The organism is Candidatus Binatia bacterium, assembly GCA_026415395.1.
Lineage (GTDB): Bacteria > Desulfobacterota > Binatia > HRBIN30 > HRBIN30 > HRBIN30.
On record JAOAHD010000007.1, the window covers coordinates 838,162 to 851,676 of the forward strand.

General features: G+C 60.7%; 11 protein-coding genes. 1 reads left to right on the forward strand and 10 read right to left on the reverse strand.

Going from position 1 to position 13,515, the window contains the following annotated elements:
* Positions 1–56: 56 nt before the first annotated feature.
* From N3C12_08160 to N3C12_08175, 4 genes are all read right to left on the reverse strand, one after another.
* The gene (locus N3C12_08160) at positions 57–230 is read right to left on the reverse strand and encodes a DUF4258 domain-containing protein (GenBank protein ID MCX8072409.1); all 174 of its coding nucleotides are present in this window, start codon (positions 228–230) and stop codon (positions 57–59) included.
* On the reverse strand, positions 230–2,260 hold the full coding sequence (locus tag N3C12_08165) for a site-specific DNA-methyltransferase (protein ID MCX8072410.1): 2,031 nt from the start codon (positions 2,258–2,260) through the stop codon (positions 230–232). The genes N3C12_08160 and N3C12_08165 overlap by 1 nt, the downstream gene beginning before the upstream one ends.
* Entirely contained in the window at positions 2,257–3,024 is a 768-nt protein-coding gene (locus tag N3C12_08170; protein MCX8072411.1) for a site-specific DNA-methyltransferase, read from the reverse strand. Before N3C12_08170 ends, N3C12_08165 begins: the two co-directional genes overlap by 4 nt.
* A gap of 211 nt (positions 3,025–3,235) precedes the next feature.
* Positions 3,236–4,471, reverse strand: a complete 1,236-nt coding sequence (locus N3C12_08175) for an acyl-CoA dehydrogenase family protein (GenBank protein ID MCX8072412.1) — start codon at positions 4,469–4,471, stop codon at positions 3,236–3,238.
* Positions 4,472–4,924: 453 nt separating this feature from the next.
* Here N3C12_08175 and N3C12_08180 point away from each other — a divergent pair, with 453 nt between their 5' ends.
* On the forward strand, positions 4,925–7,423 hold the full coding sequence (locus N3C12_08180; protein ID MCX8072413.1) for an ATP-binding protein: 2,499 nt from the start codon (positions 4,925–4,927) through the stop codon (positions 7,421–7,423).
* A 191-nt stretch (positions 7,424–7,614) separates the two neighbouring features.
* Here the strand turns inward: N3C12_08180 and sufT are convergent, their stop codons facing one another.
* Genes sufT through sufB form a run of 6 tightly spaced genes read right to left on the reverse strand, consistent with a single transcriptional unit; the run spans position 7,615 to position 13,501 of the window.
* Positions 7,615–8,175, reverse strand: coding sequence for a putative Fe-S cluster assembly protein SufT (gene sufT, locus N3C12_08185; protein MCX8072414.1), 561 nt, complete (start codon positions 8,173–8,175; stop codon positions 7,615–7,617).
* A 17-nt stretch (positions 8,176–8,192) separates the two neighbouring features.
* Positions 8,193–8,648 carry an SUF system NifU family Fe-S cluster assembly protein gene (locus tag N3C12_08190; GenBank protein ID MCX8072415.1) on the reverse strand — a complete coding sequence of 152 codons (456 nt, stop codon included), beginning with the start codon at positions 8,646–8,648 and terminating at the stop codon, positions 8,193–8,195.
* On the reverse strand, positions 8,645–9,859 hold the full coding sequence (locus tag N3C12_08195) for a cysteine desulfurase (protein ID MCX8072416.1): 1,215 nt from the start codon (positions 9,857–9,859) through the stop codon (positions 8,645–8,647). Before N3C12_08195 ends, N3C12_08190 begins: the two co-directional genes overlap by 4 nt.
* 41 nt (positions 9,860–9,900) lie before the next feature.
* Positions 9,901–11,223, reverse strand: a complete 1,323-nt coding sequence (gene sufD / locus N3C12_08200) for a Fe-S cluster assembly protein SufD (GenBank protein ID MCX8072417.1) — start codon at positions 11,221–11,223, stop codon at positions 9,901–9,903.
* 53 nt (positions 11,224–11,276) lie between these two features.
* Complete coding sequence (sufC, locus tag N3C12_08205; protein MCX8072418.1) at positions 11,277–12,038, reverse strand: Fe-S cluster assembly ATPase SufC; 762 nt, start codon at positions 12,036–12,038, stop codon at positions 11,277–11,279.
* 17 nt (positions 12,039–12,055) lie between these two features.
* Positions 12,056–13,501 (reverse strand): Fe-S cluster assembly protein SufB, encoded by a 1,446-nt coding sequence (gene sufB / locus N3C12_08210; protein MCX8072419.1) that lies wholly within the window; start codon positions 13,499–13,501, stop codon positions 12,056–12,058.
* Positions 13,502–13,515: the final 14 nt, after the last annotated feature.

Genomic DNA, 13,515 nt, shown 5'->3' on the forward strand with positions numbered 1-13,515 from the left:
CCTTCGATCGAAGAATGCCGTCACGACGTGCGGCGGCGTTTTTTCGCAGTTGACGATCACCCGCAATACCCGCGCGGAACGCCGATGCGCGCAAGGCGATGTTCCAGGTCCGGGTCCACCGGGTCCACCTCGGTCGCCTCCGGCGCGGTCAAGGCCTTTTCCAGCCAAACGGTCTGAATGCGTCGCTTCTGCAGAGCATCACGGGCATGTTCCGTAAGCACGTAGTCCATCAGGCTTGCCTATCCAAGGCGATGACCTTCAGGCTCTCGATCCCCCGGTCGTCCACGATCTTGACCGCGATGCGCTTGTGCTCGCCCGGCTCGAAGGGGAGCGACACCGTGCCGCGGTAGGCCTCGATGCGCTCTTCGTCGATCTCGGCCTTGAGGTTCCTTGCCAGCCGCGCGCAGCCCTCGTTGTCTCCGGCCATCGGGAAGAAGACCTGCCGCGGGTAGAGGCTGCGCCCGTCGTAGTCGGTATCGAGCATCCAGACCGCGATCCTGTCTGCGCCGCCCGATTCGATCTGGCCCCTCTTGGTGTTGTAGTAGTCGAATCCGTGCACAGAGACGCGGAGCTTGTCCTTGTCTTCGCCCTCGGCGATGCGCTCGACCTGCACGTCCGGCTGGCCGATGAGCCAGAAGGACTCGTTGCTCGCGCGCTTCTTCTTGAGGTCGTCGGTCAAGAGGTCGGCGTTCATCTGCACCTTGAGCAGCGTCACCCCCGGCCAGTTCGTCTCGTCGATGTCTTTCGCGGCCTCCGGGTCGAACTGGAAGGCGGCGAAGACGATGAGTTTTGGCTTAGGTACCAGCGTCTGCGCCTCCTCGATGGCCTGGGCCACCTGCCGCTGCTCGAGCGGCGCGTGCTCCGGGCCGAAGGAGACGACCACGCGCATTGGGTTGTACGCCGGCCCAGTCTCGCGCACCAAATCGGCGCCTTCGTCGTTGGGTTTGGTTTCGCCCTCGGCATGCAGCCAGCGGCAGCCGGGAAGCGGCTCCAGCCGGGCGAAGCGGATGTACTGCCCGTTCTTGCCGCGGATACCGGTCTTGAGCAATTCATCGCGCCATTCGGCCTGCCGCAGCGTCGCGCCGGAGCGGGCGATTGAGGCGTCCGCCGGCTGGGGCTTGTCCTCGAGAATCTCGTCCGGCGACTTGACAACCGGCGCCGGCACCGCCTCCACCGTGAAGGGACCGGTCACGCGCACCTTCTTGCGGTCCACGTAGGGCTGGTCGCAAAGCGTCTCCTGCGGTGCGTGGCGGGCGATGGCCTCGCCCATCTCCTGCTGCATCGCACGCCGGGCAGCGTGGAAAGCCTCGAAGGGCTCGCGCGCCGCCTTCGGCCAGTCGGCGGGAAACTCGAAGGGCACTTCCCATTCCACGAGTTCGTTGACCTTCACCACCTGGCCGCCCGGCATCGTGAAGGTCGCCGAGTCGGGCGCGAAGAAATCCACGAACTGCCCGGCGCGGCCGCCCTGCGTGACCTTGAGCTTGAGCGGCTTGCCCCTGAGCGCGGCATTGAGATCGGCAAGCGCCCGCTCGATCGCCGGGTGCATGCGGGCATAGATGCCGTCGACCTCCCGATTGTTGGCGATGGACTTGAGCGTCACATGCGGCACGGTCTTGTACTTGAACCCGCTGCCCACGCCTTCTTTGGGATGCGCCAGCTCGTAGTAATCGAAGACGGCGGTCATCAGCCGCTGACGCGCGAGCGTGATCGCCACGCGCGAGGTGTCGCAGGTGATCCAGCGCCGGCCCCACTGTTCGGCCACGTAAGCGGTCGTGCCGCTGCCGCAGGTCGGGTCGAAGACCAATTCGCCAGGGTCAGTGGTCATGAGGAGGCAGCGTTCAACGATTTTTGATGACGTTTGCACTACGTAAGTCTTGTCGTCTGAGCCCATGACATCCGCCCACAATGTCGTAATCGATGCTACTGGAAAATCGTCAAGATAACGGATGAATCGCGGGGTCTTCCCGGAGGTGTAGATCCGCCCCGCGGTCGCTAGTCGCATCATGTTTGGTTTCGTCGTTGACCACTGACGGTTCGGCGGCAGCGAAAACCTCTTACCCTCCAACTCGAAATCGTAGAGGCAGGATTCCACACCAGCGAACATCGTGTGCAGGGCGGTCGGCTGGAAGACCCGAGCGTAGTTTGGTAGCTCGTGGGCTTCAGCGATTGCGATGTCCTTTCCGTTTGGAAGTCGGGCGTAGCGGTACTGCCCTGCGACGCCGCTATCCGTTTTGTCTAAATAGAGCTGTCTATACTTCAGCCGGGCTTTATCTTTGGCACACCAAACGATGAAATCAGCAATAGCGGTAAGACCAGCCGAGCCAAGACCCCCGTCTTTCGGGCAGTGATCAGGCCAGCGAAGTTGGCTGCTCCAAACACCTCATCCATCAACTCACGCACGTGGTGCACGTTCTCATCGCTGATCTGCACGAAGATGCTGCCGCTCTCGCTGAGCAGCTCCCGCGCCAGGAGCAGCCGGTCGCGCAGGTAGGTGAGGTAGGAGTGGATGCCCAGCTCCCAGGTGTCGCGAAAAGCGCGGATCTGCTCCGGCTCGGCGGTGAGGTCTTCGTCCTTGCCGTCTTTCAAGTCGCGCTTGTTGACGAAGGGCTGGAAGTTGGAGCCGTACTTGATGCCGTAGGGCGGGTCGATGTAGATCATCTGCACCTTGCCCGCCATGCCTTCTTTTTCCAGCAGCGAGTTCATCACCAGCAGCGAATCGCCGGCGATGAGGCGGTTGGTCCAGCCGTGCTTGTGCTGATAGAACTCGATCGCCTGCCGCAGCGGTTCCCTGGGCTCTTCCTCGAAGAGCCCGAGCTGCTGCGAGCCGCCGTTGCCGTTCTTCTTGCGCACCGCTTCGATGATGATGCGCGGGTCGATGCCCTCGTGAACGTGCAGCGAGACGGTGGGCACTTCGAACGAGGTGTGTTCGGTCTTGCCGGCCCAGACCAGTTGCGGGTCGAGGTGGGGATCGTACTGATAGCGCTTTTTCTTTTGGCCCGCGTCGGGGGCGGTGTTCGGCGTCACCAGCCCAACCGGAGGTTGTTAACGCGCTCCTTGTCCCGCTGCTCGTAGGATTCGATCGGGCGCTTGGCGTTTGTCTTCTTTGGTGCCATCGACTTCTTCCCGTCCGTCGTGTTATGCGCTGCTTCGGAAAGCTAGCCGGGGGCCTCGCCCCACTGCCGAGCACCGCCCCGGCTGCTCAGCCAATTCACCCTAGGAGAGATCGCGGCGGACCTCACGCTTCGCCGGCGAGCATTGAGCGAGCGATTTGCGACACTTGGATTTCGTCAGTGCCGCCATAAATTTGCAAGACCTTGGCATCGCGGCAGAGTTGCTCCACACCAAACTCGGCCATGTAGCCGTTGCCGCCAAACAGCTGCACCGCTTCGAGGGTCACCTCCATCGTCGCTTGCGCTGCGTAGAGTTTGTTGGCTGAGGCCTCGGCAAAGCTTAGCGACTTTCCTTGCGCGGCAAGCTCGATTTGCCGGAAGAGCATGTTGCGGATGTTCATCCGCGCTACGTACATTTTGGCGAGCTTGAGTTGGATGAGCTGGAACTCGCCAATCGGCCGCCCGAATTGCACACGTGTGCGCGCGTACTCCGTGCAGAGTTGGATGCAGCGCTCCACGATGCCGTACGCCATCGCCACCACACCGGAACGCTCGGCGCCAAACGTCGCTTTGGCTCCGCTTTTACCGCCGTAAGCATCTTCGCTCTCGCCCAGGAGGCGTTCCTTGCCAGCGCGGACATTGTCGAGAAACAGCTCGCCCGTCGGCGACGAGTGCATACCCATCTTCTTGAGCGGCTTCGATTGTTCCAAGCCCTCCATGCCGCGGTCGAGGATGAACGCCACAATTTTGCGATCGCGGGGCGGTGTGACTCCGTCGTCCAGCTTGCAAATGAACACGATGGTATCCGCATAGGGGCCGTTGGTGATGAAGGTTTTTTGCCCGTTCAGGATGTACGTATCCCCATCGCGCCGCGCGGTGGACTTCATGCCACCAAAGGCATCGGATCCGGAGCCGGGTTCCGTGATTGCCCAAGCCCCGATCTTCTCCAAAGTGAGCAGGGGCAATCCCCAGCGATCCTTTTGTGCCCAGGTTCCTTTGCTCATGATCGCCCCGGCAGTCAGACCCATGCTTACGCCCATGGCCGTGACTAAGCCTGGACAATATTTGCTGAGCTCGATTATGGGGATGATTTGCATGGCCATGGCCTCGGCAGCTTGCGGCCCAGCCTTAGGTGGGCCATCCTCGCTACCGCTCTCCCCGCGAAGAGCCTTGGCCTTTTGTGCCTCATAACGTGCCCGAGCAGCTTCCGCGATGCCGAATTGCTGCACCAATTTGCGCATAATGCCGTAAGGCGGCAAATCGCCATGCTCGAGCTCTTTGAGGTTGGGAAGAACCTCGGCCTCGATAAATCGCCGCATCATGTCCTGGATCATGCGGTGCTGCTCGCTCCACTCGATCATGAATCTTCCTCCTGAAGCGCTTGGCCTTGCCCGTACCTTCGTGCGGAATTCGTTGCAACACGGAGGGAGTGTGAGGTGGCGAGCTCTGCGCGTGCCTGCGCCGTTGGGGAAGATTGGATAGAGGCGACGTCGCCCCGAGGTCGGGCGCCTGAAGTATCTGTCTTCCACCGAGGGGGCTCTCGCGGTGTTGGCGTTTTGGGCAAGAAAGAAGGAAGCTCAGGGCTTGGTTGTAGGGGTTGCGGCTTGCAAGTAGCCTGCAGCGCGGTGGTGTGAGAGCGGTGGTGCGAGAAAGGTTCGTGTGGCAGTAGCGGCGGTCACAGCCGTGCCCACTCGTTGCTTGCTTGGGGAGTTCGATTGGGCGTAATCTCTTAACCGATGGCCTCTCCCCGCAGGCGACTATTCAAGCCCTTCCCTTTGGGAAAACGGGAACGGGTCCGTTCAGCGGCGGGCGCTTTGCTTGCGTTCAATGCCGCCGCGGGGATCGTTGCCGGAGTGCTGTTGTATCAAGTGGGTAAGGACCACGAATACCTGCCGCCGCTCTTTTTCGCCGTGAGCCAAGCACTCCTGTGGTTGTACTTGGGGGTATCCGTCCTCACCTGCTTGCGGTACCGCAGCGGCGAGTTCGGCCCGAGAACCGTGGCGTGTGACATCCTGACCACGTTGGCGGTGTTGTTGTGGATTGGGGTTGCGACGGGAGGAGTGGCGAGTCCGGTTGCCCTGCTCGCTGGGGCCAAAGTGGCCATATCCGGTCTGATGTTTGGCGCAGCTACCGGAGCGGTGGCCGCTGGGTTCGCTAGCATGTTCTTGGGGAGTTTTGCCGCCATGAACCGGCTGGTCGGCGCTCGGGCTGAGGAGTTGGTGGCGCTGCACGGGGAGTTCTTCTGGGCATATTGCCTTGCTTACGGGGTGACAGTGACGGCCTTCGTATGGGCTGCCCTGCATTTGGCAACGAATGCAGCCGAAAGTCGGGTTGAGGCGCAAAGGGCACGCCGTGCGGTGGAACGCGAGCGCCAAGCCCTGGCAACGACTCATGCCCTTCTGCGTGTAAGTAACGCATTCTCGCAATTGGCCGAGCCTCGCGAACTGCTCGAAACCGCCTTGGAGGTCGGGCGAGAGCTGTTGCACGCTGACTTCGGTACGGCGCTGCTGTGGAACGAGGAGACGAGGGCCTATCGGGAAGTGGCCGCGAGCGGGCTCGGGGCGGGGAAGGATGAGCTTCGAGGAGAGGTCAGCGGCGAGCACGCCAAGGACCTCGAATGGGCGCGCAGTTTGGGGCACTGCGTCATCGCGGGAGCGCGGATCGGTTTTGAGAGCCAAGCAGGTGCGGACACATCGGTCCTTTTAGTGCCGCTCAAGGTCGAGAACCACTTCCATGGGGTCCTCCAATTTGTGCGCTCTCGCGAACGTCCATTCACCCAATACGAAATCCGGTTGGCTGACGGCTTGGGGACACAACTTGCCCTCGCCTTGGAGCGAGCTCGCCTGGTCGAGCAGAGCTACCGTTTGCTTCGCGCCGTCGAAAGCACGGGGGAGGGGGTGCTGATACTCGATCACCGCGGTCGGATTCAGTTTGCGAATCGCGCATTTCTGCAAGTATTCGGTTACGACTGGGAGGCCGTGCGTGGTCGTGTCGCCACCGATTTTGCCCAGCCCCCGGCGCTGGGCTGGAGTGCGCTGAATGAGTCGATCGTGTCACGGCGCCATTGGCGGGGCGAGATTGAGGTGCGAGACGGAAATGGGACACTCGTGCCTGTCCGTTTGCACGCCAACAGTATTGTCGACCCGCAGGGAAACATCGAAGGCGTCGTTGCCATTGTCGAAGACGTGCGCGCAGAAAAAGAGATCCAGGAGCAGCTCACGCGCGCCAACCGGTTGGCTGCGGCTGGAGAGCTTGCTGCTGGTCTTGCTCATGAGCTGAACAACGCTTTGGCCGCCATCCTGAGCCAAACCTCAATGGCGCTTTCTGCTGCAACCCCTGACCCTGCCTTGTTCAAGCGAACGCTCGATCGAATTGAAGGGCAGGCGCGACGGATGGCAGGGTTGGTTTCTGCCGTCCTCGGCTTTGCGCGACCGAAGCCGCCCCAACTCCAACGCGTTCGGTTGAGCGAGCTTGCTCAGGCGACAGTGGAGCTGTTTGCCCCGGAGTGTCTGCGCAGGGGCGTGGAGATGCGGGTGGAAGATCAATCTCACGGCCTGAAGGTGGAGGCTGACCCAGCACAGGTTCAGCAGGTGCTCATGAACTTGCTCACAAATGCGTTGCACGCTTTGCGAAAGGAGCCTGGCGGCAACATTACTGTACGTGTTATCCGTGCGGGCGATTTCGGAGCCATCGAAGTCGAGGATAATGGCACGGGCATTCCGGCGGAGTTGTTACCGCGAATCTTCGACCCATTTTTCACCACGAAAAAGGCGGGCACGGGCCTGGGCCTTTCGGTGAGCTATGCCATCGCCCGCGAACACCGGGGGAATCTTACGGTTCATAGCCAGCTAGGTTCTGGCAGTACGTTTCGCTTGGAGCTCCCTGTGGCACAGCCGGCAAGTGCGGCGGTGCGCGTGGTTGCGTCCAGTCCAACGCCGGTGCGCCACGCCTTGGTGGTGGACGATGATGACCTTGTAGCCACGGGCTTGGCTTCCATGCTCGAACGGGAAGGATTGCAAGTGGAACGAGCCGCAAGTGGACAGGAAGCGATCGACCGCTGCGCGAGTCGTTACTGGGATGCGGTGTTCCTCGACCTTCGTTTGCCGGATATCAGCGGGCTGGATGTTTACCGTTGGTTGGCGGAGCACCGTCCCGACGTGGCTCGCGGCGTTGTATTTGTGAGTGGCGGGCTTTGGCGGGGAAGCGGGTGGCGTGCTCGGCTACCGGATCAACCGGTGCTGGCCAAACCCTGCTCCGCCGAGGAACTCCGCGCTGTGCTGAGTACCGTGCGTCAGTTGCGCGATGCCGCCTGAGCGGCTTGGTTGGGGAGCAAGCTACTATAGGCCTACGAAACCACCTCATCTGTTAGGCGACGGGACTTTCTGGTGACCTCACATAAAGGACGCATCTGCATGCAGGTTGCTCGCCCAAATTCAAGGTTCCGGGTGCTGCCAAAGTTCAGCACCGCAATGCTGGCCGAAGGGCTGTAAACTCGAATCAGAGATCAGAACCAGCCTAACTCGAGTTTGGCCGCATCCGACATCATGTCGTGGTGCCAGGGCGGATCGAAAACTACCTGCACGTCTGCCTCTTTGACGCCGGGGATGCTTTCCACTTTCTGACGGATATCGTGAGCCAGCCAGTCGCCCATTCCACAGCCTGGGGCCGTTAGGGTGAAGCGAACTTCCACGCGGTACCCGCCGCCCTCGAGAGGCTTGACCTGGCACGAGTACACCAAACCGAGGTCGACGATGTTCACCGGAATTTCCGGGTCGTAACAGGTCTTGAGCTGCTCCCACACCGCCTTTTGCACCTCTTCGGCCGACGTAGGTTCGCTGACAGCTTGGGCATTCGTGGAACTGGGCTCCGGCTGTAGGCCAAGCGCATCTGCGTCTTTGCCTTCGACTCGAGCCAAGCCCCACGGCGTGAGCACGGTGTATGTTCCACCGAGCGACTGAGTGATGCGGACCTCGGTCCCGGCCGGGAGCGTCAGAGGTGCTCCACTGGGGATTTGTATAGCCGCGACTTCGCGCCGCAAGGAGATCAGTTCTTCGCTGTTCCACATAGTTCGAGCTCGTCACCTCACTCTGTCGATACTGGCTCCTTCGCTCCGAACAAGGCGGCCTTCAGTGTATGCCAGGCCAGCACTGCGCATTTGACACGCGAAGGGAATTCGCGAACACCAGCGAACACTTCGAGCTTTCCAAGTTCAGGTGCTGCCACCGCTTCCTCTTCAGTAAGCAAACGATGGAACGCCTCGAACATCCGCTCCACTTCCGCGCGACTTTTGCCCTTGATTGCTTCTGTCATCATCGAAGCGGAAGCCATCGAAATGGCACAACCTTGTCCCTCAAATGCGGCGTCGCGCACGGTGCCGTTGTCGCACGCTAGGTAGACGGTAACTCGGTCCCCACAGAGTGGGTTGAACCCTTCGGCCCGGCACGATGCATTTTCCAGTCGGCGAAAGTTTCTCGGCCGCCGGCCATGGTCCACGATCATCTCTTGATACAGCTCGCGAAGCTCTGGGGCGACCTTCATGCAAACACCTCGCGCACTTTTTCCACCGCAGCAGCAAGCGCCTCTGCCTCGGCCAACGTGTTGTAGAAGGCGAACGAAGCCCGGGCAGTTGCAGCCAGGCCAAAACGCCGCATGAGTGGCTGGGCGCAATGATGGCCAGCTCGAATGGCAATTCCCTCCCGATCCAAGATCGTCCCAATGTCGTGCGGGTGAACTCCGTCCAACGTAAACGAAATCACGGCAGCTTTGTCACGCGGCGTGCCAAGAATGCGGACTCCTGGAACCGCCTCCAGGGCACGAGTTGCACACTGCAAGAGTTCGCGTTCGTGCCGGTGAATGGCGGCAAACCCAATTTGCTGGACGTAAGCGATCGCCGCTCCGAGGCCAACCACCTCGGCAATGGGTGGCGTTCCAGCCTCGAATTTGTGGGGAATCTTGGCCCAGGTAGACTCCTCAAAAGTCACGGTTCGGATCATTTCGCCACCCCCTTGGTAAGGAGGCATGGCGTCCAGCAGCTCTGCCCGTCCCCACAACACGCCGACCCCAGTGGGCCCGAACAGCTTGTGGCCAGAGAAGGCATAGAAATCACACCCGAGCTCGCTGACGTTCACTGGCAAGTGCGACACCGCTTGCGCTCCGTCCACAACGACTTTCGCGCCCACCTCCTTTGCGGAGCGCACGATCTCCCGAATTGGGTTTACAGTCCCCAGCGCGTTGGAAACGTGTGCGACCGAGACGATTTTCGTTCTCGGCCCGAGCAGTCGCTCGTAGGCCTCGAGGCAAAGATCCCCCGCATCATCGACCGGAACAACCTGGATTTTCGCCCCAGTCGCGGCGCAGACGAGTTGCCACGGCACGATGTTGGAATGGTGCTCTAACGTTGTGAGCACGATTTCATCACCGGGGCGCAGCAGGAGCTTGCCGAGGCTCGCAGCCACTAAATTGATCGCCTCGGTGGTGCCGCGCGTGAACACGATCTCGCTCGCGTCCTCCGCACCGATGAACCGCTGCACCTGTTGCCGCACAGCCTCGTACCGCTCGGTCGCCTTCTCCGAAAGGTAATGGAGCCCGCGGTGAATGTTGGCGTTGACCTGCTCGTAAAACTTGGAAACTGTTTCGATCACCGCCCGCGGTTTCTGCGTGGTGGCTGCGTTGTCTAGGTAAACGAGCGGCTTACCGTAGACGGTTTGATGAAGGATGGGAAAATCCTCGCGAATCCGGTCGACATCCAACGCGGCTTCACTGCCCCGGCGAACCGGTGAGGTGGCTTGGATCATGCGGCATTCTCCTCCGGTGCTGCGGCAAGCCGCCGCCGTAGGATACCTTGTAAGGTGGCCCGCGCAGGCTCCAGTTCCACTCGCTCGACAATCTCGTTGGCGAACGCGTAGATGAGTAGTCGGCGGGCGTCTTCGGCGGCGATGCCTCGGGATTGCAGGTAAAAGAGCGCGCTCTCGTCGAGGCGGCCAATGGCAGCACCGTGGCTGCACTTCACGTCGTCCGCAAAGATCTCGAGCTGCGGTTTGGTGTCGATCTCGGCATCGTCCGAAAGCAGGAGGTTCTTGTTCATTTGTTGGGCATCGCTTTTCAGAGCGCCGGGACGAACGAACACCTTGCCATTGAACACCCCGTGCGCCGAACCATCGAGAACGCCCTTGTACAATTGCCGGCTCGTCGTCCGGCCACTGACGTGGTCGATCGCCGTGTGGTGATCCACCAGTGTCGGCCCGTCGGCAATGAACAAGCCATCCAGGTATGTCGCCGCGCCAGCGTCTTCGAGCCGTGTCTGAATTTCCACCCGAGCCCAGCGGCCACCGAAGGTGAACACGCGAGAACGGTAAACGCTGTCGGCTGCTTGCCGAACAGCCGTCGTGCCCATGTGCATCAACCCGTCTCTCTCCTCGACAATGCGCAGGTGGGTCAAGGTCGCCCCTCGACCGAGTACAATCTCGGTTACCGCATTTGTGAACACAGCCACGGGGCTATGACCTGCCCAAAACTCAACCACGGTTGCTGCCGCGCCATCCTCCAAGACAATCAGGTTGCGCGGGCAAAGGATCGTCGGTCGCGCCACGGTTGTGTTCACGAAGAGCAACTGGATAGGGGCAGCCACTCGCGTGCCCGCGGGAACGTGCACGAACCCGCCGTCTTGCACCAGTGCTGTGTTCAAGGCGGCAAAGGGGGCTTCGTCGCTCGCAATGGAGCTTCCTAAAGAGCGGCGGACAAGAGCCTCCTCTGCCGTCAGTGCTACCCGCAGCGGATGCACCCGCACGGTGTTTGGCAGCTCGCATCCTTGCACTCCCTCGTGCGTGGCTTGTCCCAGCAAAAACCGGAGTGTGGCGGACGCGTTGATCCCGAACCGGTCTCGGGATGTCTCGGCGAGCAGATCTGGGCTCGGTGGAGGGGGCAGGGAAAAGGGCTCGCGGGCGATGGGGGAAACATCGGTGTACTTCCAGTCTTCCACGCGGGCTGTTGGAAAGCCCATGCGACGAAACGCCTCCAGGGCGTGAGCACGGAGCGCTCGCAGCCAGGATGGGCTCGCGACCTCGAGTTGCTGCATAGCTTCCTCGTAGAGGGTGAAGCCATGGGCTGGCGGCATGGAGCGCGCATCACGGGGAAGCGGGCGCGGGATCGCCGTGGTGGCTCGGGTGCTCATAGGAGTGAGGCCGACGCGTGGGATTCGAGCTCGGCGTAGCCGCGCCGTTCGAGCTCGTGGGCGAGCTCGGGGCCACCAGAGCGGACGATCCTGCCGCCAATCAGCACATGCACGAAATCTGGAACCAAATACTCCAGCAGCCGTTGGTAGTGGGTAATGGCGAGCACGGCGTGCTGGTCGTTGCGCAAGGCATTCACGCCGTCGGCCACCACGCGCAACGCATCGATGTCCAGTCCGGAATCGGTTTCGTCCAAAATCGCCAGCGTAGGTTCCAAAATGGCCATCTGCAGAACCTCGTTGCGTTTTTTCTCGCCGCCGGAAAATCCCTCGTTGACGGAGCGCTTCAGTAGCCGCTCGTCGATGCCAACGAGTTTGGCTTTGTCACGGACCAACTGTAAAAAGTCCATGGCATCGATTGGCTCGAGGCCACGGGCTTTGCGCACGGCATTCAGGGCCGTGCGCAGGAAGTACATGTTAGCCACGCCAGGGATCTCCACGGGATACTGAAACGCGAGAAACAGCCCCGCGCGAGCGCGTTCCTCCGGGCTCATTGCCAGCAGGTCTCGGCCGTCGTACAGCACCTCTCCGTCGGTTACCGTGTAGCCTTCTCTGCCCGCGAGCACGTAGCAGAGAGTCGACTTGCCGGAGCCATTTGGCCCCATGATGGCGTGCACTTCGCCACGGTGAATTACGAGGTTGATGCCCCGTAAAATCGGTGTACCGTCCACCGCCACGTGTAGATTGCGAATTTCCAACAGCGGTTGCTTTGCCATCGTTACCCAATTGCTCCTTCCAAACTCACGCCCATCAGCTTGTGCGCTTCCACCGCAAACTCCATTGGCAGCACTTGGAAAACCTCGCGGCAGAATCCGCTGACAATCATCGACACGGCATCTTCCAGAGCAATGCCCCGGCTTTGGCAGTAAAAGAGTTGGTCCTCGCTAATTTTCGATGTCGTTGCTTCGTGCTCCACGATTGCCGTGGAATTGCGCACCTCCATGTAGGGGAAGGTGTGGGCTCCGCAACGGTCGCCGATTAACAGCGAGTCGCACTGCGTATAATTGCGCGCGTTCTCAGCGCCGCGCATCACTTTGACTAAACCACGATAACTATTTTGCCCGTGTCCGGCGGAAATCGCTTTGGACAAGATCGTCGAGCGGGTGTTTCGACCTAAATGAATCATTTTGGTTCCCGTGTCTGCCTGCTGGTAATGGTTGGTAAGGGCCACGGAGTAAAATTCGCCCACGGATTCGTCGCCCCGCAAAATCACGCTGGGATACTTCCAGGTGATTGCCGACCCGGTTTCCACTTGCGTCCAGGAGATCTTCGAGCGCCGGCCTAAGCAAATCCCGCGCTTGGTAACGAAGTTGTAGATTCCCCCGCGGCCTTCCTTGTCGCCCGGATACCAGTTTTGGACGGTCGAGTATTTGATCTCGGCCCCTTCCAAGGCAATGAGCTCGACCACCGCGGCGTGCAATTGGTTTTCGTCCCGCATCGGGGCGGTACAGCCCTCGAGGTACGACACATATGCGCCCTCGTCGGCGATAATCAGGGTGCGTTCAAACTGCCCGGTTTTCGCTGCGTTGATACGGAAGTAAGTCGAAAGCTCCATCGGGCAGCGCACGCCCTTGGGCACATAGCAAAAGGAACCGTCGCTAAAGACCGCCGAATTCAGCGCTGCAAAGAAGTTGTCATTGTAGGGCACAACCGATCCCAAATAGCGGCGCACGAGGTCAGGGTGGTTTTGCACCGCTTCGGAGAAGGAACAAAAGATCACGCCATGTTCGGCAAGCTTCTCTTTGAACGTGGTGGCCACGGAGACCGAATCAAACACCGCATCGACCGCCACGCCCGCCAGCATTTCCTGCTCGCGGAGCGGGATGCCCAGTTTCTCGTAAGTCCTCAGAAGCTCAGGATCGACCTCGTCCAGGCTTTTCGGACGCTTTTGCATCTTCGGCGCCGAGTAATAGTGAATGGCGTTGTAGTCGATGGGCTCGTAGCGCACGTTTTGCCAAGTTGGCTCCTTCATCGTCAGCCAGTGCCGGTAGGCTTTGAGGCGCCACTCGGTGAGCCAGCTCGGCTCGTTCTTCTTGGACGAAATCAGTCGGATGATATCTTCGTTTAGACCAGGGGGAACAGTCTCTTCTTCGATCGGGGTGTAAAACCCGTGCTGGTACTCGCGGCTAACCAGTTCTTCGATTTTCGCTGTGCTCGTGGGCATCGCTGTCCTCCTCG